21 protein-coding genes and 1 pseudogene are annotated in these 23930 nt (G+C 62.0%); 15 read left to right on the top strand and 7 right to left on the bottom strand.

The features are described from left to right. Positions 1-31 precede the first annotated feature (31 nt). The 4 genes from hisS (at position 32) to EPK99_RS15830 (ending at position 4343) form a co-directional block, all read left to right on the top strand. The gene (gene hisS / locus EPK99_RS15810) at positions 32-1675 is read left to right on the top strand and encodes a histidine--tRNA ligase (RefSeq protein ID WP_128444029.1); all 1644 of its coding nucleotides are present in this window, start codon (positions 32-34) and stop codon (positions 1673-1675) included. A gap of 249 nt (positions 1676-1924) precedes the next feature. Further along, complete coding sequence (locus EPK99_RS15820; RefSeq protein ID WP_128444030.1) at positions 1925-3040, top strand: ATP phosphoribosyltransferase regulatory subunit; 1116 nt, start codon at positions 1925-1927, stop codon at positions 3038-3040. After that, positions 3040-3735 carry an ATP phosphoribosyltransferase gene (gene hisG, locus EPK99_RS15825; protein ID WP_128444031.1) on the top strand — a complete coding sequence of 232 codons (696 nt, stop codon included), beginning with the start codon at positions 3040-3042 and terminating at the stop codon, positions 3733-3735. The genes EPK99_RS15820 and hisG overlap by 1 nt, the downstream gene beginning before the upstream one ends. After that, on the top strand, positions 3735-4343 hold the full coding sequence (locus tag EPK99_RS15830) for a class I SAM-dependent methyltransferase (protein WP_128444032.1): 609 nt from the start codon (positions 3735-3737) through the stop codon (positions 4341-4343). Before hisG ends, EPK99_RS15830 begins: the two co-directional genes overlap by 1 nt. Positions 4344-4419: 76 nt before the next feature. On the opposite strand, the gene EPK99_RS15835 is transcribed toward EPK99_RS15830, so the two are convergent. Next, positions 4420-4866, bottom strand: a complete 447-nt coding sequence (locus tag EPK99_RS15835) for a DoxX family protein (protein ID WP_128444033.1) — start codon at positions 4864-4866, stop codon at positions 4420-4422. Positions 4867-5065: 199 nt separating this feature from the next. Between EPK99_RS15835 and EPK99_RS15840 the strand changes: the two genes are divergently transcribed. Beyond that, complete coding sequence (locus EPK99_RS15840) at positions 5066-6085, top strand: alpha/beta hydrolase family protein (RefSeq protein ID WP_128444034.1); 1020 nt, start codon at positions 5066-5068, stop codon at positions 6083-6085. 246 nt (positions 6086-6331) lie between these two features. On the opposite strand, the gene groL is transcribed toward EPK99_RS15840, so the two are convergent. Continuing rightward, complete coding sequence (gene groL / locus EPK99_RS15845) at positions 6332-7972, bottom strand: chaperonin GroEL (protein ID WP_128444035.1); 1641 nt, start codon at positions 7970-7972, stop codon at positions 6332-6334. Between the two features lie 57 nt (positions 7973-8029). After that, positions 8030-8326: a co-chaperone GroES gene (gene groES / locus EPK99_RS15850; protein ID WP_128444036.1), complete on the bottom strand. Its 297-nt coding sequence runs from the start codon at positions 8324-8326 to the stop codon at positions 8030-8032. A 317-nt stretch (positions 8327-8643) separates the two neighbouring features. Here groES and EPK99_RS15855 point away from each other — a divergent pair. Then, a pseudogene (locus tag EPK99_RS15855) lies at positions 8644-9491 on the top strand (TIGR01459 family HAD-type hydrolase). A gap of 26 nt (positions 9492-9517) precedes the next feature. After that, entirely contained in the window at positions 9518-10498 is a 981-nt protein-coding gene (locus tag EPK99_RS15860) for a bifunctional riboflavin kinase/FAD synthetase (protein WP_128444037.1), read from the top strand. A 3-nt stretch (positions 10499-10501) separates the two neighbouring features. Here EPK99_RS15860 and EPK99_RS15865 read toward each other — a convergent pair whose 3' ends face one another. Next, entirely contained in the window at positions 10502-10786 is a 285-nt protein-coding gene (locus EPK99_RS15865) for a type II toxin-antitoxin system RelE/ParE family toxin (RefSeq protein WP_128444038.1), read from the bottom strand. Continuing rightward, complete coding sequence (locus tag EPK99_RS15870) at positions 10783-11073, bottom strand: antitoxin of toxin-antitoxin stability system (protein WP_128444039.1); 291 nt, start codon at positions 11071-11073, stop codon at positions 10783-10785. The genes EPK99_RS15865 and EPK99_RS15870 overlap by 4 nt, the downstream gene beginning before the upstream one ends. A 280-nt stretch (positions 11074-11353) precedes the next feature. Here EPK99_RS15870 and ileS point away from each other — a divergent pair, with 280 nt between their 5' ends. Both ileS and EPK99_RS15880 read left to right on the top strand, forming a co-directional pair. Beyond that, complete coding sequence (ileS, locus tag EPK99_RS15875; RefSeq protein ID WP_128444040.1) at positions 11354-14275, top strand: isoleucine--tRNA ligase; 2922 nt, start codon at positions 11354-11356, stop codon at positions 14273-14275. Between the two features lie 130 nt (positions 14276-14405). Then, positions 14406-15038 (top strand): hypothetical protein, encoded by a 633-nt coding sequence (locus EPK99_RS15880; RefSeq protein WP_128444041.1) that lies wholly within the window; start codon positions 14406-14408, stop codon positions 15036-15038. Between the two features lie 282 nt (positions 15039-15320). Here EPK99_RS15880 and EPK99_RS15885 read toward each other — a convergent pair whose 3' ends face one another. Continuing rightward, positions 15321-15770 carry a nucleoside deaminase gene (locus EPK99_RS15885; RefSeq protein ID WP_128444042.1) on the bottom strand — a complete coding sequence of 150 codons (450 nt, stop codon included), beginning with the start codon at positions 15768-15770 and terminating at the stop codon, positions 15321-15323. 145 nt (positions 15771-15915) lie between these two features. Here EPK99_RS15885 and EPK99_RS15890 point away from each other — a divergent pair, with 145 nt between their 5' ends. Genes EPK99_RS15890 through EPK99_RS15900 form a run of 3 tightly spaced genes read left to right on the top strand, consistent with a single transcriptional unit; the run spans position 15916 to position 19498 of the window. Next, positions 15916-18042 (top strand): pseudouridine synthase, encoded by a 2127-nt coding sequence (locus EPK99_RS15890; RefSeq protein WP_128444043.1) that lies wholly within the window; start codon positions 15916-15918, stop codon positions 18040-18042. A gap of 6 nt (positions 18043-18048) precedes the next feature. Continuing rightward, positions 18049-18609 (top strand): 16S rRNA (guanine(966)-N(2))-methyltransferase RsmD, encoded by a 561-nt coding sequence (gene rsmD, locus EPK99_RS15895; RefSeq protein ID WP_128444044.1) that lies wholly within the window; start codon positions 18049-18051, stop codon positions 18607-18609. A 16-nt stretch (positions 18610-18625) separates the two neighbouring features. Beyond that, the gene (locus EPK99_RS15900) at positions 18626-19498 is read left to right on the top strand and encodes a patatin-like phospholipase family protein (RefSeq protein WP_128444045.1); all 873 of its coding nucleotides are present in this window, start codon (positions 18626-18628) and stop codon (positions 19496-19498) included. On the opposite strand, the gene EPK99_RS15905 is transcribed toward EPK99_RS15900, so the two are convergent. Next, positions 19477-21303, bottom strand: a complete 1827-nt coding sequence (locus tag EPK99_RS15905) for a monovalent cation:proton antiporter-2 (CPA2) family protein (RefSeq protein ID WP_128444046.1) — start codon at positions 21301-21303, stop codon at positions 19477-19479. The two genes, EPK99_RS15900 and EPK99_RS15905, sit on opposite strands and share 22 nt — an antisense overlap. A gap of 112 nt (positions 21304-21415) precedes the next feature. On the opposite strand from EPK99_RS15905, the gene EPK99_RS15910 reads away from it, so the two are divergent. Genes EPK99_RS15910 through EPK99_RS15920 form a run of 3 tightly spaced genes read left to right on the top strand, consistent with a single transcriptional unit; the run spans position 21416 to position 23877 of the window. Then, a complete protein-coding gene (locus EPK99_RS15910) occupies positions 21416-22762 on the top strand; it encodes a TldD/PmbA family protein (protein WP_128444047.1) in 1347 nt (448 codons plus the stop codon). 2 nt (positions 22763-22764) lie between these two features. Further along, the gene (locus EPK99_RS15915; RefSeq protein WP_128444048.1) at positions 22765-23574 is read left to right on the top strand and encodes a 3'(2'),5'-bisphosphate nucleotidase CysQ; all 810 of its coding nucleotides are present in this window, start codon (positions 22765-22767) and stop codon (positions 23572-23574) included. A 60-nt stretch (positions 23575-23634) separates the two neighbouring features. Next, positions 23635-23877 carry a DUF4170 domain-containing protein gene (locus EPK99_RS15920; protein ID WP_128444252.1) on the top strand — a complete coding sequence of 81 codons (243 nt, stop codon included), beginning with the start codon at positions 23635-23637 and terminating at the stop codon, positions 23875-23877. Positions 23878-23930 lie beyond the last annotated feature (53 nt).

The raw sequence follows: 23930 nt of genomic DNA on the forward strand, positions 1-23930 counted from the left end.
TTCAAGGGGCCGCCGGCAATGGATATCGATCATGAACGACAAGCAGAAAAAGCCCCAGAAACTCAAGGCCCGCCTGCCGCGCGGCTTTGTCGATCGCTCGGCTGCCGATATCCATGCCACCAATGAAATGATCGCCAAGATCCGTGAAGTCTACGAGCGCTATGGCTTCGATCCGGTGGAAACGCCGCTGTTCGAATATACCGATGCGCTCGGAAAATTCCTGCCCGACAGCGACCGCCCGAACGAGGGCGTGTTTTCGCTGAAGGACGACGACGACCAGTGGATGAGCCTGCGCTATGATCTGACGGCGCCGCTCGCTCGTCATGTCGCGGAAAACTTCAACGACATCCAGCTGCCGTTCCGCACCTACCGCGCCGGCTACGTGTTCCGCAACGAAAAGCCCGGCCCCGGCCGCTTCCGCCAGTTCATGCAGTTCGATGCCGATACGGTCGGGGCGCCCGGCGTCCAGGCGGACGCCGAAATGTGCATGATGATGGCCGACACGATGGAAGCGCTCGGCATCAAGCGCGGTGATTACGTGATCCGGGTGAACAACCGCAAGGTTCTGGATGGAGTGTTGGAGGCAATCGGCCTTGGCGGCGAGGAGAATGCCGGGCGTAGGCTGAACGTGCTGCGCGCCATCGACAAGCTCGACAAGTTCGGGCCGGAAGGGGTCAAGTTGTTGCTCGGCGAAGGGCGCAAGGACGAGTCCGGAGATTTTACGAAGGGTGCAGGTCTGAATGCAGAATCTATCGAGACCCTGATGCAATTTATATCAGCCGATCGCTACCATTACTCTGTCGATATGGACGGGGTTGATCGTGCTCTGCAAGACGATCTGACCATTGCTGCGAGCGAGAACGCACTGCTCAGTCAGCTTGTGCCTAATGATACCAAAGCTCGATACGATAATGATGGTCTAATTCGGCATTGGGGATCATTGGTAGGTGGGTCTGCTGTCGGCCAAGAAGGCGTAAATGAACTGGACCAAATGAATGGACTATTTAGAGCTGCCGGCTACGGCAGCAAACGCATTCAAATGAATACCTCAGTCGTCCGCGGTCTCGAATACTACACCGGCCCGGTCTTCGAAGCCGAACTCCTCTTCGACGTCACCAACGAAAAAGGTGAAAAGGTCGTATTCGGCTCCGTTGGCGGTGGCGGGCGTTACGATGGACTGGTCTCACGCTTCATGGGCCAGCCGGTTCCGGCCACGGGTTTTTCCATCGGCGTCTCGCGGCTGATGACGGCGCTGAAGAACCTCGGCAAGCTCGGCCAGGACGACGTGATCGCGCCTGTCCTCGTCACCGTCATGGACGGCGATGTCGAGAGCATGGGCCGCTACCAGCGTTTCACCCAGGACCTGCGCAATGCCGGCATCCGTGCCGAAATGTACCAGGGCAACTGGAAGAAATTCGGCAACCAGCTGAAATATGCCGACCGTCGCGGCTGCCCCATCGCCATCATCCAGGGCGGCGACGAGCGCGCCCAAGGCGTCGTCCAGTTGAAGGACCTGATCGAGGGCAAGCGCCTCTCCGGCGAGATCGAGGACAATGCCTCCTGGCGTGAGGCCCGCGTGGCACAGGATACCGTTCCCGAGGCCGATCTCGTAGCGAAGGTGAAGGAAATCCTCGCCGCTCAGGCGGAAGATCACAGGCGGGCGAAGGATGCGTGATCTTCCCGGGTCATCGCGGCGTTACCCCCCTCTGCCCTGCCGGGCATCTCCCCCTCAAGGGGGGAGATCGGCTGGGCGCCTGCCCACCATGCCTAAAGCAACGTTGCCTTTCGCTGTTCATGGGCAGGCCGTGCGAGAGCTCGCCTCCTTCGATCTCCCCCCTCGAGGGGGAGATGCCCGGCAGGGCAGAGGGGGGCTGCAGACCAGTGAGATCTGCGGCATGCGTTCTGTTGCGGAGGGAGCCGTCCCATGCCCCTGATCAACATGCCGGAGTTTTCCGGCCGGCTGCTGGATGATTTTGCCGCCCGAGGTGCCGCGCGCATCGACACGCCGGTGATCCAGCCGGCAGCGCCCTTTCTGGACATGGCCGGCGAGGATCTGCGCCGCCGCATTTTTCTCACCGAAAGCGAGACGGGCGAAAGCCTGTGCCTGCGCCCGGAATTCACCATTCCCGTCTGCCTGCGCCATATCGAAACCGTCACCGGCACGCCCCGGCGCTACTGCTATCTGGGCGAGGTCTTTCGCCAGCGGCGGGATGGCGACAACGAATTCTATCAGGCCGGCATAGAGGATCTCGGCGAAACCGATATCGCCGCAGCCGATGCGCGCGCCATTACCGACGCCGTCCAGATCCTCGAAAACCTGCTGCCGGGTCGTCGTCTGGCCGTCCGGCTTGGCGATCAGAGCGTCTTCGAGGCGGTCGTCAGGGCGCTGGGCTTGCCCGCCGGCTGGCAGAAGCGGCTGATCCAGTCCTTCGGCAACACGGCGCATCTGAAGCAACTCCTGCAGCGGCTGGCAAGCCCGCAGGCCGTTGCCGGCCTGTCGGCAGAAACCGCAGCGCTGGTGCGTCAGGACGAGGCGGCGCTGATTGCCCAGATCGACCGCACCATGCAGGAGACTGGCTATTCCACCAATGCCAGCCGCTCGCCTCGCGAGATCGCCGCACGGCTGAAGGAAAAGCTGGCGCTGGCGGAAACCCGGCTGGATGGCAGCGCCCTGCTTCTGCTCGGCGAATTCCTATCACTTGAACTGCCCCTGACGGAGGCGCCCGCTGCTTTGGCCGGCTTTGCCGATGCCGCGGGCCTGTCGCTCGGCGCCGCACTGGAAGGCTTCGAGGAGCGGGTCGCGGCTCTTGCCGGGCTCGGCATGGATGTGTCGAAGATCACCTACCGGGCCGCATTCGGCCGTCCGCTCGATTACTATACGGGCCTCGTCTTCGAGGTGACCAGGGCTGGCGACGATGCGGTTCTCGCCGGCGGCGGGCGGTTCGACCGGCTGCTGACCCTTCTCGGAGCCCGCGAAGACATCCCGGCCGTAGGCTTTTCGCTATGGCTGGACCGGATCGAACAGGCGAGGGCGCGCTGATGACCATCACCATCGCTCTGCCATCCAAGGGACGGATGAAGGAAGAGGCAGCCGCCATTTTCGAGCGCGCCGGCCTGCCTATCGCAGCCGTCGGCAGTGACCGCTCCTATCGCGGCCGGGTCGAGGGTACGGACGATATCGAGATCGCTTTCCTCTCGGCGTCCGAGATTGCGCGAGAACTCGGAAGCGGCAGCGTCGATTTCGGCGTCACCGGTGAGGATCTGATCCGCGAAGAGCTGGCCGACTTCGAAAACCGTGTCGAAATCGTCGCCCGACTTGGCTTTGGCCGCGCGGATGTGGTGGTTGCGGTGCCGGAAATCTGGCTCGATGTCGATACCATGGCCGATCTTGGCGATGTGGCCGCCGACTTCCGGTCGAGGCACGGACGGCGCCTGCAGATCGCCACCAAATACTGGCGGCTGACGCAGCAGCATTTCTCCGGCAGCCATGGCATCCAGCTCTACCGGATCGTGGAAAGCCTCGGCGCCACGGAAGGCGCACCGGCCGCCGGACAGGCCGATATCATTGTCGATATCACCTCCACCGGCTCGACGCTGAAGGCCAACCACCTGAAGATCCTCTCCGACGGCGTCATCCTGAAGTCGCAGGCCTGCCTGGTAAGAGCCCGCAAACCGGGGCATGAGGACAATCCACGCGTCACGGGGATTGTGGACGCCATCCGCGCGGCACTGTGATGTCTGGCGAGGACGGAAAGGTCATCGCGCTCTACGAGCGTCATGCGCTGGCCTTCGACGGCTTGCGCGGGCGCAACCTCTTCGAAAAGCCGTGGCTGGACCAGTTTGCGGCGCTCGTCCCGCCGCACGGCCATGTTCTCGATCTGGGATGCGGCTCTGCGGAACCCATTGCAGCCAGCCTGATCGGGAGCGGCTTCCGGCTGACCGGTGTCGACTCGTCCGAAACGCTGATTGGTCTCTGCCGCAGCCGGTTTCCGGAACAGTCATGGATCGTCGCAGACATGCGCGATTTCGATGCGCCGGCAAGGTTCGACGGCATTCTCGCTTGGCACAGCTTCTTCCATCTGAGCAAGGAGGACCAGCGTGCGATGTTCCCGCGCTTTGCAAAGCTGACTGCACCCGGGGCGGCGCTGATGTTCACCTCAGGCCATTTTGATGGTGTCGCCATGGGCGAGTTCGGCGGTGAGCCGCTGTATCACGCCAGCCTGTCGGCCGATGAATATTCCGCATTGTTGGGGGACAACGGCTTCGACGTCGTTGAGCAAGTGACGCAGGATCCGCAATGCGGCGGCGCGACCGTTTGGCTTGCCAAGAGTACGAAGGGCTGAACCCCTCCATACTCGGATGCAAAACCCGCCGGAGGCTGGTCCGGCGGGCTTGGCTTGGGCAGGGAATTTCAAAAAGTTAGGCAGCAAGTGCGACCGCGCCGCGGCGGGCGTCGACCGAGTAGAGGCCGGGTCCGAAAGTGGCGAGCAGGATATAGGCCCCGGCCAGCGTGAAGTTCTTCATCAGCATGATGCCGTTCAGCGCGTTGATCCAGCCGAGAGCGGCGTCAGGCCAGCCGGGAACGGTAACCGTGCCGCTGTGGAAGACGGCGCCGGTGAAGACGCAGAAGAGGGCAAGCGCCCATCCGACGATCTTCGTCTGGAAGCCGATGAGTACGGCAATGCCGGTGACGAATTCGAACAGGCCGGCCAGATAGGCAAGCGCCGTGGCGGCGGGAAGGCCGGCGCCGGTGATCATGCCGGCAGTGCCCGCCGGATCGGTCAGCTTCGCAAAACCGCTATATATGAACATGAACGACAGCAGAATGCGCGCGACAAGAATGACAGTGTTGTTCGTGGTGGACATGAGAGGTCTCCGAAAATGCCGTGGGAAGGCGTTGAATTATCTGGAGTTGTTTATGCGCGAAATATCTGTGCCGTGAAAGATGAACGAGAAGAGACAGATCGTTCTCAAATTGAGAACGAAGGCCAAGCACACTCGGCGTTGAATTTGGTTCATTTTTCCTGTCTCTCTCGCAGTCAGTCAGGTGGAGGGGAAAAACGTGATGGATGTGAAACTCGGGTTTAGAACCGGCCTCCTGCTGGATGAAGCGCGGCCGAACTGGGCGGGCGATGGTGCGCGCCCTCTGCGCTGGTCGGCCTGGTATCCGGCTTCGGAGGATGCCGTCGAAAAAGAGATAACCCTTCCGCCGGGAAGGGCGCTCTACAGCTTGGGCCTGCTGGCGCGCGACGCGGAGCTTTCCGCCAAGCAGTCGCGCTATCCGGTCGTGCTCCTCTCGCATGGCACGGGTGGGGCCGCCTCCGGCCTCGGCTGGCTGGCTGCGGCATTGGCCGCGCAAGGCTTCGTGGTGCTCGGCGTCGATCATCATGGCAATACGGCCACCGAAGCCTACCGGCCGGAAGGCTTTCTCTGCTGGTGGGAAAGGGCACGCGACCTGACGGTCCTCTTGGACAGGCTCAGTGCCGATAGTCCCTTCACGGGACGTCTGGACCTGTCGCATGTCGCAGCTGCTGGCTTTTCGCTGGGCGGATACACGGCGTTGGCGCTCGCCGGTGCGATTACCGAGACAAGGCGGGTCATGTCCTTTGTCCAGCAATACCCCTTCGCCAGTGGCCCGAGAGAAATGCCGGATCTCGCCGCTCACATCGAACCGTTGCTGGCCTCCAGCGCCGTGTTCCGTCAGTCCTGGCAGAGGCAATCGCAGAACTACCGTGATGATCGGATGCGCGCTGTCGTTGCTATTGCGCCGGCACCGCCAGTGCGCGGCTTCACAGACGAAAGCCTGCGCGGCATCGATCTTCCCGTCACGCTTCTCTGCGGCGAGGCCGACCGGGAAGCGCCCTATGATCTCTGCGCTGGCTGGCTGCAGGAGCGCCTGCCGAACAGCCGCCTGCTGAGCCTGGGGCCTCATGTCGGCCACTATATGCTGCTGCCGGTGGGCACGGAAACGGCCCGCCGCTCCAACCCAGACCTTTGGGTGGATGTGCCGGGCGTGGTGCGGGGAGAAGTGCATCGGCAGGTTGCGGAGATGACGCTGGCGGCGCTGCGCATGCCGGCCATCTGAGCTTATCCCATAACACAAAAGGGCGGCCCGAAGACCGCCCTTCCATAACTGAACCAGAGGCTCAGGATGAAGACCCGAAGGTCTTACGTCATGTCCATTCCGCCATTCCGCCATTCCGCCATTCAGCGCGCTTGACGCGCTGAAGAATTTTAACCGGATGGGCGGGCCAATGGACATGAAAAAGGGCGGCCTGAAGACCGCCCTTCCATAACTGAACCAGAGGCTCAGGATGAAGACCCGAAGGTCTTACATCATGTCCATTCCGCCCATGCCGCCCATGCCGCCAGGCATGCCGCCAGCCGATTCCTTCTTGGGAAGTTCGGCAATCATGGCTTCCGTGGTGATCAGCAGCGAAGCAACCGAAGCTGCGTTCTGCAGAGCCGTGCGAACGACCTTGAGCGGATCGACGATGCCCATGGCGATCATGTCGCCATATTCGCCGGTCTGAGCGTTATAACCGAAGTTGTCGGTGTCGCTTTCGAGGATCTTGCCGACCACGATCGAACCTTCGTCACCTGCGTTTTCAGCAATCTGGCGAACGAGCGACTGGAGAGCGCGGCGAACGATGGCGATGCCGGCGTCCTGATCCTGGTTCTCACCCTTGGCGGTGATCTTCACGGACGAGCGCAGCAGAGCCGTGCCGCCGCCGGGAACGATGCCTTCCTGAACGGCAGCGCGCGTCGCGTTCAGAGCGTCGTCGATGCGGTCCTTCTTTTCCTTGACTTCGATTTCCGTGGAGCCGCCGACGCGGATGACGGCAACGCCGCCAGCAAGCTTGGCAAGACGCTCCTGCAGCTTTTCGCGGTCGTAGTCCGAAGTGGTTTCTTCGATCTGCGCCTTGATCTGGCCAACGCGGCCTTCGATGTCGGTCTTCTGACCTGCACCGTCAACGATCGTGGTGTTTTCCTTGGAGATCGAAACCTTCTTGGAACGGCCGAGCATGTCGAGCGTGACATTTTCGAGCTTGATGCCGAGGTCTTCGGAGATGACAGTGCCGCCCGTCAGGATGGCGATGTCTTCCAGCATGGCCTTGCGGCGGTCGCCGAAGCCAGGAGCCTTGACGGCAGCGATCTTGAGGCCACCGCGCAGCTTGTTGACGACGAGCGTTGCAAGAGCTTCGCCTTCGACGTCTTCAGCGATGATCAGGAGCGGCTTGCCGGTCTGAACGACAGCTTCGAGAACCGGCAGCATGGCCTGCAGGTTCGAGAGCTTCTTCTCGTGAAGGAGAATGTAAGCGTCGTCGAGGTCAGCGACCATCTTTTCCGGGTTGGTCACGAAGTAGGGCGACAGGTAGCCGCGGTCGAACTGCATGCCTTCGACGACTTCGAGTTCGGTTTCGGCGGTCTTGGCTTCTTCAACCGTGATGACGCCTTCGTTGCCGACGCGCTGCATGGCTTCAGCAATGTCGAGACCGACCTGCTTGTCGCCGTTTGCGGAGATCGTGCCGACCTGTGCGACTTCTTCGGAGGTCGAGATCTTCTTGGCCTTGGCCTGGAGATCCTTGACGACTTCGGTTACGGCGAGGTCGATGCCGCGCTTCAGGTCCATCGGGTTCATGCCGGCTGCAACGGCCTTGTTGCCTTCGCGAACGATGGCCTGGGCAAGAACGGTTGCAGTCGTGGTGCCGTCGCCGGCGATGTCGTTGGTCTTCGAAGCGACTTCGCGGACCATCTGGGCGCCCATGTTTTCGAACTTGTCTTCAAGTTCGATTTCCTTGGCCACCGAAACGCCGTCCTTGGTGATGCGCGGAGCGCCGAAGGACTTGTCGATAACGACGTTACGACCCTTGGGGCCGAGCGTTACCTTGACTGCGTCAGCGAGAACATCGACGCCGCGCAGCATTTTTTCGCGCGCAGTGCGGCCGAATTTTACTTCTTTAGCTGCCATTTTGAAAGCTCCTGAAAAGAGGTGTCAGCGATAGTGCGTAAGGCAAAAGGCTGAGGATCAGCCGATAATGCCCATGATGTCGGATTCCTTCATGATCAGAAGGTCTTCGCCATCAAGCTTGACTTCGGTGCCCGACCACTTGCCGAACAGGACGCGGTCGCCAGCCTTGACGTCGAGCGGCGTGATGGTGCCCTTGTCGTCGCGGGTGCCGGTGCCGACGGCGACGATTTCGCCTTCCTGCGGCTTTTCCTTGGCGGTATCGGGAATGATGATGCCACCCTTGGTCTTGGCTTCAGATTCTACGCGACGAACGACGACGCGGTCGTGAAGCGGGCGGAAATTGGTGCTTGCCATTGTCTAATCCCTCGATCAAATGACCTTTACGGGTTTAACGAGGCCCGTATCCTCAGTATTAGCACTCAAGCTGTGTGAGTGCTAACGATGGCGGAGATAAGGGTAGCGGCTGGCCGAGTCAAGGAACGACCGCAAAAAAATGAAGGCCATTTCCCGTCCCAGACGCCTCAGATCGGAGAGCGCAACTAACTTTCGCACGTTCCGCAATCTCGCCCCTGCGCTTTAGGGAAATCTCCAGTGCCGGCGCGAATAGTCTTGCCATGCAGGCGCAGCTTTGCGACATCAGCGCCGACGGAATTGGAATGGGATAGAGACGTATGGCGAAGCGCATCGGCGGTTTGAGCGAAGTGATCGGCGGCTATGATGTCGTGCTGTCCGATGTCTGGGGCGTCGTCCACAATGGCGTCGAAGCCTTCCAGACCTCCTGTGCAGCATTGGCGCAAGCCCGCAAAGCTGGTGCCACCGTCGTGCTCATCACCAATTCGCCACGCCCGGCGCCCGGGGTCATCCAGCAGCTGGGCGAGCTTGGCGTGGCGGATGACACCTATGACCGAGTCGTGACCTCGGGCGACGTTACCCGTCACCTGCTTGCCGACGCGCCGAAGAGGATCTTTCTGATCGGTCCCGAGCGCGACCAGAATTTCTTCGACGGTCTCGACATCGAGCTCGTATCGCCCGCCGATGCAGACTGCGTGGTCTGCACCGGCTTCTTCGATGACGAGACCGAAGTGCCGGAAGACTACACCGAAATGCTGACCGCTTTCGCCAAGCGGGACGTTCCGTTCATCTGCGCCAATCCGGACCTCGTGGTGGAACGCGGCGAAAAGATCATCCCTGTGCCGGTGCGGTCGCCGCCTATTACGAACAGCTGGGCGGCAAGACCCGCATCGCCGGCAAGCCGCACAAGCCGATCTACGAGGCGGCGCTGGCAGCGGCCCGCGATGCACGCGGCGATTTTGGGCGCGAGAAGGTTCTGGCGATCGGCGACGGCATGCCGACCGATGTTCGCGGTGCGTTGTCGCAGGGGCTCGACTTGCTCTACATCAGCTCCGGCATCCATGTGCGGGAATATACGGTCAACGGCGAGACCGACGAGGCTATCCTCAACGAATGGCTGCGGCAGGAAAACGCCGCTCCCAAATACTGGATGCCGCGTCTCGCGTAAGTTCGGGCTTAGTTGGATACATCCGAATGACGGTTTTCCACCGCAATGAAAAGAAGGAGCCGCTGCCCGACGCGCTGAAGGGCGGCGTCGTCGCGATCGGCAATTTCGACGGCGTGCACCGCGGCCATCGCAGCGTGCTGGACAGGGCGCTGTCGCTGGCGCAGGAGCGGAATGTTCCGGCCCTCGTGCTTACCTTCGAGCCGCATCCGCGAACCGTCTTCCGTCCCGATACGCCGGTTTTCCGGCTGACGCCGGCGCCGGTGAAGGCAAGGCTGCTGGAGGCCATGGGCTTCCGCTGCGTGATCGAATATCCCTTCGATACCGGTTTTTCCGACCGTTCCGCGGAAGAGTTCATCCAGACCATTCTCGTCGATTGGCTGGGCGCGACGGCGGTCGTCACCGGTTTCGATTTTCACTTCGGCAAGGGCAGGGAGGGCGGTCCCGCCTTCCTCATGGCTTCGGGCGAGAAGCACGGTTTCACCGTTTCGCTGGTGGATGCCTTCCGCGACGAGAATACGGATGTCATCTCGTCCAGCCGCATCCGCACGCTGCTTGCGGAGGGCCATGTCACTGAAGCGGCCGGTCTGCTCGGATACCGGTTTACGGTGGAGGCCGACGTGATCGGCGGTGAAAAACTCGGCCGGCAGCTAGGCTATCCGACTGCCAATATGCAGCTTCCGCCGGAAGCCGATCTCAAACCCGGCATTTATGCGGTCCGTTTCCGCCACCCGGACGGCCGCGTCCACGATGGCGTAGCGAGCTATGGCCGCCGCCCGACCGTGACGGAAAACGGCGCGCCGCTCCTGGAAACATTTCTCTTCGATTTTTCGGGCAGCCTTTATGGCGAGACCTGCTCCGTCTCCTTCTTCGGCTACCTGCGCGAGGAGCTGAAGTTCGACGGGCTGGAGCCGCTGGTGGAGCAGATGAAACACGACGAGGAAGAGGCGAGGGCGCTTCTCTCCGGCGTCACGCCTCTGAGCGAACTCGACCGGGCGATATCGTTTTGAGGATTATTCGCTTGCCGGTGGCCACTGGCGCGATGTGTGAACGATGGCGAGTATCCAGACCGTCTTATCGTCTGTCTCGTAAAGTATACGATAGCTCTCGTGCGGGATGAGTTCACGCGTACCCGTGATGGCGCCAGGCTTACCTTGACCGGGAAAATCCGCAAGTACCGAAACCGCCGCTGAAAACAGCGCGTCCATTCTGCGTGCAGCGTAGGGATTTCGCTCGAATATGTAATCGAAAATGTCGGCACGGTCTTGGATAGCGGCAGAAGCCCAGCGGACGATCATGTATCATCAACGTCCGCGCTTCGAATGGCGGCACGGCGATCTCGGAATTCCTGTTCAACGACATCGCTCGAATGGCTGTTTCCGGCCGCAATCTGGCCCCTCGCAAGGTCTACTTTTCGCTGGAGAAACTGGATATAATCCAAGTCCGCGTTCTGGCGCTTTACATAATCACGCATCATTTCGCGAACGATCTGCGAGGCGGGCTGATGCGAGGCTTCCGCTGCGGCCATGAAATCGTCTCTCAGTTCGGCCTCCAGCTTCATGGTGAAAACTGCTTCTTTACCCATAACGCCATCTCCTTGTAATGAAGATGTATATATCCGATCAGTATTTCCGACAAGAATTTGCTGACGGGCGCCTCTTCCTTTCCGCCAAGAAAAGCCTTAAACAACCGGCCCATGGAAAAATTCCGCCTGGCGATCGCGATACGAATTATCGGCCCGGCCTTCCGCGCCCCGTAAGGGCAGCCGGGGGGTCCGGGTTTTCGGCGCTGTATTGCAGCGCCTCCGCCGCCGAATTTCCATCGACATGCGCCCTTGTCCGCGGCGCCAGCAACGATTGTCCCACATGACAGATACAGCCGAAAAGCTCGACTATTCGAAGACCCTCAACCTGCCCGAAACCGATTTCCCCATGCGCGCCGGCCTGCCGCAGAAGGAGCCCGAACTGGTCGCCCGCTGGCGGGAGATGGACCTCTACAAGCAGCTGCGCGCCTCCGCCGCCGGCCGCGAAAAGTTCGTCCTTCACGACGGCCCTCCCTATGCCAATGGCAATATTCATATCGGCCACGCGCTGAACAAGATCCTCAAGGACGTCATCACCCGCTCGTTCCAGATGCGCGGCTATGACTCGAACTACGTTCCGGGCTGGGATTGCCACGGCCTGCCGATCGAATGGAAGATCGAGGAAGAGAACTACCGCGCCAAGGGCAAGGCAAAGCCGGACCTCAAAGCACCGGCCGCGATGATCGAGTTCCGCAAGGAATGCCGCGCCTATGCCGAGAAGTGGATCAAGATCCAGGCCGAGGAGTTCAAGCGCCTCGGCATCGTCGGCGATTTCGACAACCCTTACCTGACGATGAACTTCCATTCGGAAAGCCGCATCGCCGGCGAACTTCTGAAGATCGCCATGAGTGGGCAGCTCTATCGCGGCTCTAAGCCGATCATGTGGTCCGTGGTCGAGCGCACGGCCTTGGCCGAGGCCGAAGTCGAATATCATGATTACGAGAGCGACACGATCTGGGTGAAGTTCCCGGTCGAACGGACGAAGTCTGCGGTAGCGTTCAATGATCCGGATGTCTCGGTCGTCATCTGGACCACGACTCCATGGACCATCCCCGGCAACCGTGCGATCGCATATTCGCCCAAGGTTTCCTACGGGCTTTATGAGGTCACGGAAGCTACCAATGATTTCGGTCCGCGGCCGGGCGAAAAGCTGATCTTTGCCGACAGCCTGTCGGAGGAATCCGCTGCTAAGGCAAAGCTGGCGTTCAAGCGTCTGCGCGGCGTTTCCGCCGACGAACTCGCTTCGATCACCTGTGCCCACCCCCTTGCAGACCTCGGCTACACCTTTACCGTCCCGCTGCTTGCCGGCGACCACGTCACCGATGATGCCGGCACCGGTTTCGTACACACTGCCCCCAGCCATGGCCGCGAGGACTTCGAGGCCTGGATGGACAATGTCCGGGAGCTGGAAGCCCGCGGCATCGACACGCGAATCCCGTTCCCGGTCGATGATTCGGGCACCTATACCGCAGATGCCCCCGGTTTCGAGGGTGGCCGGGTCATGGACGACAACGGCAAGAAGGGCGATGCCAACGACCGCGTCATCAAGGCGCTGATCGAGCGCAACATGCTGTTCGCGCGTGGCCGGCTGAAGCACCAGTATCCGCATTCCTGGCGGTCCAAGAAGCCGATCATCTTCCGCAACACGCCGCAATGGTTCGTCTATATGGACAAGGACCTTGCCGACGGCACGACGCTGCGCACCCGCGCGCTGAAGGCCATCGACGACACGCGCTTCGTGCCCGCTGCCGGCCAGAACCGCCTGCGCGCCATGATCGAGCAGCGCCCGGACTGGGTTCTGTCCCGTCAGCGCGCCTGGGGCGTCCCGATCTGCGTCTTCGCCAACGAGGAAGGCGAGGTTCTGAGGGACGAGGCGGTCAATGCCCGCATCCTCGAAGCCTTCGACGCGGAAGGTGCCGACGCCTGGTTCGCCGAAGGCGCCAAGGAACGCTTCCTCGGCAATGGCCATGATGCCTCAGAGTGGACGCAGGTCATGGACATCCTCGACGTCTGGTTCGACTCAGGGTCCACCCACACCTTTACGCTCGAAGACCGTCCGGACCTGAAATGGCCGGCGGACGTCTATCTTGAAGGCTCCGACCAGCATCGCGGCTGGTTCCACTCGTCGCTGCTGGAATCGGCTGCCACCCGCGGCCGCGCACCCTATGACACGGTCGTCACCCATGGTTTCACCATGGATGAGAAGGGCCAGAAGATGTCGAAGTCACTCGGCAATGTCGTGGCGCCGCAGGACGTCATGAAGGATGCGGGCGCCGATATCCTTCGCCTCTGGGTCATGACAACGGATTATTGGGAAGACCAGCGCCTCGGCAAGACGATCATCCAGACCAATGTCGATGCCTATCGCAAGCTGCGCAACACCATCCGCTGGATGCTCGGTACGCTCGCCCATGACGAGGGCGAGGAGATCGCCTACGCCGATCTGCCGGAACTCGAAAAGCTGATGCTGCATCGTCTGTTCGAGCTGGATAAGCTCGTGCGCGAAGGTTATGACGCGTTCGAGTTCAAGAAGATCGCCCGCGCCCTGATCGATTTCGCCAATATCGAGCTGTCGGCCTTCTATTTCGACATCCGCAAGGACGCGCTCTACTGCGATGCGCCGTCCTCGCTACGCCGTCGCGCAAGCCTTGCCGTCATCCGCAAGATCTTCGATTGCACGGTGACCTGGCTTGCGCCCATGCTGCCCTTCACCACGGAAGAAGCCTGGCTATCCCGCAAGCCCGACGCAGTTTCGGTTCATCTGGAGCAGTTTCCCAAAATCCCCGGCGATTGGGAAAATGCGGCCCTCGCCGACAAATGGGCGAAGATCCGCAAGGTGCGCTCCGTCGTCACAGGCGCGCTGGAAATCGAGCGCAAGGACAAGCGCATCGGCTCCTCGCTGGAAGCGGCTCCGGTCGTCTATGTGACGGACAGGGAACTGGCGGCTGCGCTGGAAGGGCAGGATTTCGAGGAAACCTGCATCACCTCGGCTATCGAAATCGTTGACGGCGAGGGGCCGGTTACGGCTTTCCGCCTGGCCGAAGTGCAGGGCGTCGCAGTCGATCCGCAACTTGCCGAAGGCACCAAATGCGCCCGCTCCTGGCGGGTAACGAGCGATGTCGGCTCGGACCCGGCCTATCCAGAGGTTTCCGCCCGCGATGCGGCGGCGCTTCGTGAACTGGCGGCGCTCGGTCGTCTGGGTTGATCATCGCTTACCGGATGATTGCGCTTTGGCGCGTCATCCGGTATTTCTGCCCGAAATTGGCCGGAATTTCCGGCAAGGGAAGAGCAATGGTCTCTGCGGTGCCAGGACGGGCGCCCATGGAAGGGGTTCGATGAAAACGACAGACATGTTTCGAGTCGGCATGGGCGCGGCCGGTCTTCTTGCCGCGACATTGACCCTTTCGGGCTGCGTCGGAAGCCCCACTTATGGCACCGACAAGACGGCCAGCGAACAGCTGGTGGACGACCTCGGCTCCACCGTCTCGATCGGCGCAAGGTCGGATGAAAAAAAACAGGGCCTGAAGTACAATCCTCGTCCGACCTTGGTCGTTGCGAAGAATTCGACAGGGTCCCTGCCGCCGCCGCAGGCGTCGCTGGCGAACCGGGAGAACAACCCGAACTGGGTCGAATCGCCCGAAGAGACGCGCAAGCGCCTTCGCCAGGAAGCTGACGAGAACAGCGACAACCCCAACTACCGCTCGCCTCTGCTGTCCGGTAAGGGCCAGGCTGGGCAGATGACCGAAAGCCAGAAGTGGGAAGCTTTCCGCAAGGCCAAGTCAGACGCGGAAGACACCAATCCTTCGGCACCGCGCCGCTCGCTGGCCGAGCCGCCGACGCAGTACCGTGCAGCCGATTCCGCGGTGCTGCAGGATCTTGGCACGCCGGAAGCACAGAAGGAAAAGGAGCGGAAGAAGCAGGCCGCCGCCGCTTCCAAGAATTCCAGCTGGTGGCAGATCTTCCAGTAGGCTGGGCTTAGGACCAATCAACATTCAGGTTTCGGGCGTGGCGCGAGCGGATTTTGTTTCTGAACAGGAGGGAAGCCTGCAGTGGAGCCTTCCCTCCACAAGGGCTTTCTGACGTCTTCAGGGACAAAATCCGCCGCGTCCCGCAGGGATATGGTGAAAATCGCCCATTTCTGCGTCGCGAACCCTCGATGGATATAGGATCCACCATCGGGTTCGCTCCTCGAAGTGAACGATTTTCCCTCATACCACGCTCCAAATCCTGAATGTCGATTGGTCCTAAGCCTATCGGCGTGATCTGAAGAAGCCGGTCAGAAGCTCTGCGGCTTCGCTTTCTCCAAGCCCCGAATAGACCTCCGGTGCATGATGGCATGTGGGTTGCGCAAAGAAGCGTACGCCATTGTCGATGGCGCCTCCCTTGGCATCCTCTGCGCCATAATAGAGGCGACGGATACGGGCGAACGAAATGGCGGCCGCGCACATGGTGCAGGGTTCCAGCGTCACATAGAGATCCGCCCCGGAAAGCCGCTCCTGACCGAGCTTTGCCGCCGCCTGCCGGATCACGGTGATTTCGGCATGGGCGGTAATATCGTTTTCGGTACGGGTGCGGTTGCCGGAGCGGGCCACGATCATGCCGTCGATGACCAGCACGGCGCCGACAGGAACCTCTCCCAGCTCTGCCGCGGTGCGTGCCTGCGCAAGCGCTGCCGCCATGAAACCTTCGCTCTTGGCCATTGCTGCCAATTTCCTCTTAACCCGGACCGCGTGAACTGGTAGGAAGCATCCAACTGGACGCCACAAAGGCCCAAATCCGCTTTAGTCAACACGAACAAGAATGTCCGGATCGATCCGTAGACATCACGCTTCAGGCAAACAACAAATGACCTCCAAAGACAAGCCGAAGCGCGGCGAAGGCAAGACCTTCATCCGCGAGATCAAACCGAAATCGGACGCATCATCCAAGGCAGGCGCTCCCAAGTCGAGCTCCAAGCCGGGCGCTGCCGCCAAGCGTGGCCCGGCAAAGGCTGCCGCATTCGGCAAGCCTGAACGCAGTTTCAAGGCAGAGAGCGGCGCCAAGAGAGAGCGCAGCTTCAAGCAGGATGGCGACTTCAAGCCTCGGGAAGCCAAGCCCCGCGCCTTCAAGACAGACGGCGAACGGGCTGACAAGCCGGCGCGCAGTGTCGCTCCGTCTGCCACCTCGACCGAGGCCGACGACAAGGCGGAACGTATCTCCAAGATCCTCGCCCGCTCCGGTGTCGCATCCCGCCGCGATATCGAGCGGATGATCATGGAAGGCCGCGTCAGCCTGAACGGCAAGGTGCTGGATACGCCTGTCATCAACGTTACGCTCGCCGACAAGATCGAAGTGGACGGCATGCCTATTCGCGGCATAGAGCGGACGCGTCTGTGGCTCTACCACAAGCCTTCCGGCCTCGTGACCACGAATTCTGATCCGGAAGGGCGCTCGACCGTATTCGAAAACCTGCCGGAAGGCCTGCCGCGGGTCATGTCCGTCGGGCGGCTCGATATCAACACCGAAGGCCTGCTGCTGCTGACCAATGACGGCGGCCTGTCGCGTGTGCTGGAGCTTCCGACCACCGGCTGGCTGCGGCGCTACCGCGTCCGCGCCCATGGCGAGATCGACCAGGAAGCGCTCGACAAGCTGAAGGACGGCATTGCCGTCGAGGGCGTTCTCTACGGCGCCATCGAAGCGACGCTGGACCGCAGTCAGGGCCGCAATGTCTGGATCACCATGGGACTGCGCGAAGGCAAGAACCGCGAGATCAAGAACGTGCTCGGCGCGCTCGGGCTCGAGGTCAATCGTCTGATCCGCATCTCCTACGGTCCGTTCCAGCTCGGCGACCTGCCGGAAGGCGAAGTTATCGAAGTGCGCGGTCGTACCCTGCGCGAGCAGCTCGGGCCTCGGCTGATCGAGGACTCCAAGGCCAATTTCGAAGCGCCGATCTATAACGAGATGCCTGCACCTGAGGAAAAGCCTGCCCGGACGGAAAAGCCGGCCTGGGGCGAACGCCCGGAGCGCAACGAGCGGTCTGATGCGAAGCGCGATACTGCCCGTGAGGTCCGGCGCGACGACCGTCGGGAAGACCGAGGCGGAGAGCGGCGCGAGCGTACGCCTGGACGTGTCGATAACAAATTCGGCAGCCGTGGCGATTTTGCCGCCAAGCCGCGTGGCAAAAGCGACGATCGCGGCTTCGGCGAGGAGAAGCCGAAGAAGCGTCCACCCATGGGCACCAGCAGAACTGCCAATGTGTGGATGGCGCCCGGCGCGCGGCCCACCCTTGAAACCAACGTCAAGAAATCTTCGGCAAGGGCTGAAGCCGAGCGGCTGTTCGACAAGCCGGTGCCGGTCAACGACCGGCCGGTCGTCGTCAAGCGCGCGGAGGACGATGCCGACTGGATCCGCGCCGACTCGCCGCCCCAGAAGGAAGGCGATTTCGGGGGCAAGCGTTCGTTTGGCGATCGCCCCGGCCGCAGCGACCGATCATCGGACGAGCCGCGTCGCGAACGCAGCTTCGGCGACAAGCCGAGAGGCGACCGCAAGCCTCGCGATGCGGGCGACCGTCCTCGCTCTTTCGACAAGCCGCGTGGTGAACGCTCTTTCGGTGACAAACCCCGGACCGACCGCAAGCCGCGTGAGGATGGTGAGCGCCCGGCGCGCTCCTATTCGGCGGGTGACGCACGTTCCGACCGTCCACATTCCGATCGCTCACGGGGCGAACGCTCTTTCGGTGACAGGCCTCAGCGCAGCGAGCGCCCTTCCGGCGAAAGACCGACCGGTGATCGTCCCTTTGGCGGCAAGCCGGCCGGCAAATCGTTTGGGGCCAAACCGGGTGCAAAGCCCTTCGGCGGCAAGCCGGGTGGTGGCAAAAGCTTCGGCGGAAAGCCATCAGGCGGTCGCGGCGGCTCGGGCCAGCCGTCTGGCGGAAAGCCAGGTGGACGTCCAGCCCCCAGAAGCGGCGGCAAGCCGCGCACCCCGAGGGGATAGCCGGCATTGCGGATCGTTGGTGGTGAATTTCGTGGTCGCGCGTTGGCCACGCCGAAGTCAAATGCCATCCGGCCGACGATCGACCGGACGCGGGAAAGCCTGTTCAACATTATCGGCCACGTCTATCCGGAGGCGTTGGATGGCACGCGCGTGATCGACCTTTTCGCCGGAACTGGTGCCGTCGGGCTGGAAGCCGTTTCGCGCGGCTGCCGCCAGGCGCTGTTCGTCGAGAACGGCGTGGAAGGCCGCGGGCTTCTGTGGGAAAACATCGACGCGCTCGGCCTGCACGGCCGCGCCAGGATATTGCGGCGCGATGCCACCCAGCTTGGGCAGCCCGGCACGATGGAGCCGTTCAATTTTCTCTTTGCCGATCCGCCCTACGGGCAAGGATTGGGCGAAAAGGCTCTGGCCGGCGCGCATGCCGGCAATTGGCTGCTTCCCGGCGCGCTGGTGATCCTCGAGGAACGGGCGGATGCCGTTCTCGCGGTGGATCCGGTCTTCAAGCCGCTCGAAAGCCGCCTTTTCGGCGATACGCGGATGGAGTTCTTCCGTTATCAGCCGAATTGACCGAAAGAGGACATGGATGACGACCCGGTTAGCTCTTCACGACCTCACGAAAGGCCGCAGCGGGTTGACCTTCGCCATCGCCTTCGGTGCCGGCGGTGCGCGCGGACTCTCCCATATCCACGTCATCCAGGCTCTGGATGAGCTCGGCATCCGGCCCGTGGCGATCGGCGGTTCGTCCATCGGCGCGATCATGGGCGCCGGCATGGCGGCTGGCATGACGGGCAAGGAGATCGCCGAATATGCAATCGAGACTGTGGGCAGTCGCGGCGCATTGTTCAACAGGCTCTGGAGCCTGGGACCGGCCACCATGCGCGACAGGCTTGGCGGTTTCCGCCTCGGTCACTTCAACCTGGAGCGGATCATCGAAGCATTTCTACCGCCGCAGGTGCCTTCGGATTTCGCCGAATTGCATATTCCCCTAAAAGTCTCGGTGACGGATTATTACGGGCAGGCCGAGGTCGTGCTGGAGACGGGCGATCTGCGTTCTGCGGTCGCCGCCTCGGCGGCTATTCCCGGCCTGTTCATGCCGGTCTGGGTCAATGGCCGGGTCATGATGGATGGCGGCATCTTCAACCCCGTTCCTTACGAACACCTGATGGAGCTGGCAGATGTCGTGATCGGCATTGATGTGGTCGGGGCGCCGGAAGGCGACGGCACCCATGCGCCTAACCGTATCGACAGCATATTCGGTTCAAGCCAGCTCACCATGCAGGCAAGCATAGCGCTGAAGCTGAAACTTCACCCGCCGCATATTTTTCTGCGCCCCAGCGTCAATCGCTTCGGCGTGCTCGACTTCGTGAAGGCCCGCGAAATCCTACAGGAATCGGAGACCGTGAAGGACGAGCTGAAGCGTGCGATCGAAGCCCTTCACACGGTCGTGGATGCCTGATCCGCTTCGGCGGACATTGCCTCGCCGGCCCTCTCACCCATCACAACCGTGCGCTTCGGCTTGATCAGCGGCTCCGGCCGGACCGGGCTGTTGAACAGCATCTCGCGCCCTGCGCCAAGACCCTGTACCGCCTGGATCTGCAGCCGTTCCTCGTCCCGGTTGCGGATGTCTTCGACAATGTCCGCAGCCGAGTTCTCGCTCATGCCGAGCGCCTGCAGCGTCCGCCGGCCGAACACGAGGCCGGATTCCAGCGTTTCGCGCAGTTCGAACTCCACGGCCCGGTCGCGAAGCGCCAGCGAATGGATGCGGTCATAGGAGCGGACGAAGAGCCGCGCCGTCGGGAAATCCGAGCGGATCAGCTCGACGATGCGGTCCGTCGTTTCGCGATTGTGGGTGCAGATGGCAACGATCTTGGCGCGCTCGATGCCCGAAGCGATCAGTACGTCCCGGCGTGTGCCGTCGCCGAAATAGATCCGGAAACCGAAATTCGCGGCCTGGCGGATACGGTCGGGACTGTCATCGATCACGGTGACCGAACTGCCGCCTGCCAGCAGGATCTGCGAGGCGATCTGGCCGAAACGGGAAAAGCCGATCATCAGCACGTCGGCGCCCGCACCGTCGAAATCCTCTTCCAGCTCCTCCCGCGTCTCGCCCTTCAGCAAGCGTTTGGAAAGTGCCGCGCCGAGCGGCGTCAGCGCCATGGACAGCGTCACGGAGGCGATCAGCAGCGAGGCCGTGGCTGACGAAAACAGCCCGGCCGCAGTTGCGGTCGTGAACAGCACGAAGCCGAATTCTCCGCCCTGAGGCAGCAGGAATGCGATCTGGATCGCGTCGTTATGGGAGGAACCCCAAAGACGGCATAGCGCATAGGTGATGACGGTCTTGGCGATCATGAATACCAGCACCGCCGGTACGATGAAGAGCAGGTTTTCGGCAATCACGCCCACTTCCAGCGAAAGCCCGACGGCCACGAAGAAGAGGGCGAGCAGCAGCCCGCGGAAGGGCTCGATATCGGCTTCCAGTTCATGACGATAGGAGGACTCGGCCAGCATCACGCCGGCCAGGAATGCACCCATGGCCATGGAAAGCCCGACCGCCTGCATGGCGGCTGCCGAACCCAGCACGACCAGCAGCGCCGCCGCGATCATCACCTCGCGTGCGCCGGTGCTGGCGATCACCTGGAACATGGGCGTCAGCAGGTAGCGTCCGGCGATGATCATGGCGCCCACGGCCGCCACCGCGATGGCGAAATCGAGAAGCGGCGTCGCAGCCGCCTCGCTGGTTCCGGGCGCCAGAATGGTGATCAGCGCCAGCAGCGGCACGATGGCAAGATCCTGGAACAGCAGCACGGAGAAGGATCGCTGCCCGTAACGGCTGTTCATGTCTCCGCTGTCGTTGAGGATCTGAAGGGCAAAGGCCGTCGAAGACAGGGCAAGCCCGAAGCCGACCATCAGGCTGCCGCGCCAATCCGCCATGTTCGACAGATAGGCAAGGCCGCTCAGAACCCCGCCGGTCACGACGACCTGGGCAGGCCCGAGACCGAACACATCACCGCGCATCTGCCACAGCCGGGACGGTTTCAGTTCGAGCCCGATGATGAAAAGCAGGAAGACGACGCCGAATTCGGCGACCTTCAGCACTTCTTCCGTATCCGTTACCTGCTGCAGGACGGGACCGATGATCACGCCCGCGGCAAGATATCCGAGCACGGTTCCGAGACCGAGCTTGCGGAACAGGGGAGCGGCAATGACTGCGCCTGCCAGCAGCAGCAGCATTTCGGCGAAGAGCGAATTGTGGTCGAACATGGAACGTACTTTCAAGTGCTAGCAGGAATGGGTCAACCCGGAATCGATCGGTTGCCCTTGATGCTTAGGCCGGTGCACAATAAATGGGAGCGGAACGAAAGGCTCTGTAAAAATGACCTCCGAATTTGATTCTGCTCCGCTTCTTGCCCGCGCTGGCGAACTGATCGACCTGGCAAAGGCCGCAGGCGCGGATCAGGCCGACGCCGTCGTCGTGCGCTCCCGTTCCCGCTCCGTCAGCGTCCGGCTGGGGAAGGTGGAAGGCACGGAAGCTTCCGAAAGCGACGATTTCGTACTTCGCGTCTTCATCGGACAGCGTGTCGCCAGCGTTTCTGCCAATCCGGGCTTCGACATGAAGACGCTGGCCGAGCGTGCCGTCGCCATGGCGCGTGTTTCCCCCGAAGATCCGTTTGCCTGCCTTGCCGATGAGGCGGATCTCACCACCAGCTATCCGGATCTGGAGCTTTTCGATCCCACGGACGTGTCGACCGATTCGCTGCGCGAGGCGGCGCTGGAGATGGAGCAGGCGGCGCTCGATGTGGAGGGCGTCACGAATTCCTCCGGCGCTGGTGCTTCCGCCGGCATGGGTGGCCTCGTCCTCGTTACCTCGCATGGTTTTTCCGGCAGCTACATGGCGACCCGTTTCGGACGCTCCGTGAGCGTCATTGCCGGCGAAGGCACGAAGATGGAGCGGGACTACGATTTCGACAGCCGCCTGTTTGCAGCCGAGCTCGATGATCCCAAGCTCATCGGCCGGCGCGCCGGCGAGCGGGTGGTCAAGCGCATCAATCCGCGCCAGATCGATACGGGGAGCAATATCACGGTCGTCTTCGACCCGCGTATCGCCCGCGGCTTCGTCGGCCATATCGCGGGCGCCATTAACGGCGCTTCGGTTGCGCGCAAGACCAGCTTCCTGCGCGACAAGATGGGTCAGCAGGTCTTGAAGGCCGGGCTCAACATCACCGACGACCCGCTCGTCGTGCGCGGTTCCTCGTCGCGCCCCTTCGATGGCGAAGGCGTTTCCGGCGAACGGCTGGTGATGATCGAGGACGGCGTGCTGAAGCACTGGTTCCTGTCCACCACCACCGGGCGCGAACTTGGAATGAAGACCAATGGCCGCGGCGTGCGCGGCGGCAATGCGGTCACCCCTGCGTCCACCAATCTTGCGCTCGAGCCGGGCGATACATCTCCCGAAGATCTGATCCGGTCGATCGGCAACGGCTTCTACATTACCGAACTGATCGGACAGGGCGTCAACATGCTCACCGGGGAATACAGCCGTGGCGCGACCGGGTTCTGGATCGAGAATGGCGAGCTTGCCTATCCGGTCTCGGAAGTCACCATTGCCTCGAACCTCAAGGACATGTTCATGCGCGTGACGCCCGCCAACGACATCGACCGCAAGTATGGCGTCGCCTCGCCGACGCTCGTCATCGAGGGCATGACCCTGGCGGGACGTTGAGCATGGACGACCCCGCAGCGCGCAGCAAATGGCAGGACGATCTCGATCTTATCATCGAGGCGGCCCGGCAGGCGGGCGAGGTGGCCTTCAGCTATTTCGGTCAGGCTCCGGAAGTCTGGTGGAAGAATGAGGGAAGCTCACCCGTCAGCGCCGCCGATTTTGCCGCCAATGATCGTCTGCGCGATATCCTGATGAAGGCAAGGCCGCATTATGGTTGGCTGTCCGAGGAAACCGACGACGATCCGGATCGGCTTGCTCGGGAGACGGTCTTCGTGATCGACCCGATCGACGGGACGCGCGCCTTCATCAATGGCGAGAAGACCTGGTGCGTTTCGGTGGCCGTCGTCCATCAAGGCCGACCGGTTGCCGGCGTGCTCGTGGCGCCCGCGCTGGAGGAGGAGTTCTGGGCGAGTGCCGAAGGACCGTCCTTCAAGAACGGCATGCCGATCCGGGTGTCGGGCGGTGATGGTTCGGAGCTTCTCATCGCCGCCGACGAGAGCCTGATCAAAAAGTTCGACAGCCCCTTCCGCGAAAGGGTGCGCCGCATCCGTCATGTTCCTTCGCTCGCATACCGGCTGGCCATGGTGGCCGATAGCCGGATCGACGGCACCGTGGTCAAGCGCGACTCCCATGACTGGGATCTGGCCGCCGCGGACTTGATCCTGGAGCGGGCCGGCGGCCGGCTTGCCGACCTCGACAACCGCCCCTTGACCTATAACCGCAAGTCGGTGAACCGCGAGGTGCTGGTGGCGGGCGCGGAACATGCGATATCCAGCCTCCTGCCGCGTCTGCTGGGCGGGACGGCGGGTTGACCTTTCCTGTGGAATGCAGCAGAGGAGTGCCCTGGGAGGCAGAAGCCAGGGATGAATGAGATGACGGAAGAGAACGGGAAAAAACAACTGCTGCACCTGGTTTTCGGTGGCGAGCTGGAAAGCCTCGAAGGCGTGCAGTTCAAGGATCTCTCGGGTCTCGATATCGTCGGCATCTTTCCCGATTATGCCAGTGCGCTTGTCGCGTGGCGCTCCAAGGCGCAGCAGACGGTCGATAACGCTCAGATGCGCTACTTCATCGTTCACATGCACCGCCTCCTCGACCCGGATTCCAAGTCGAGCTGAGGTGAGCCAGGCGGCTTGACATCCTGTCCTTGCAGAATGGAGTTGGTTCGGCC

The organism is Neorhizobium lilium, assembly GCF_004053875.1.
Classification (GTDB): Bacteria; Pseudomonadota; Alphaproteobacteria; order Rhizobiales; family Rhizobiaceae; genus Neorhizobium; species Neorhizobium lilii.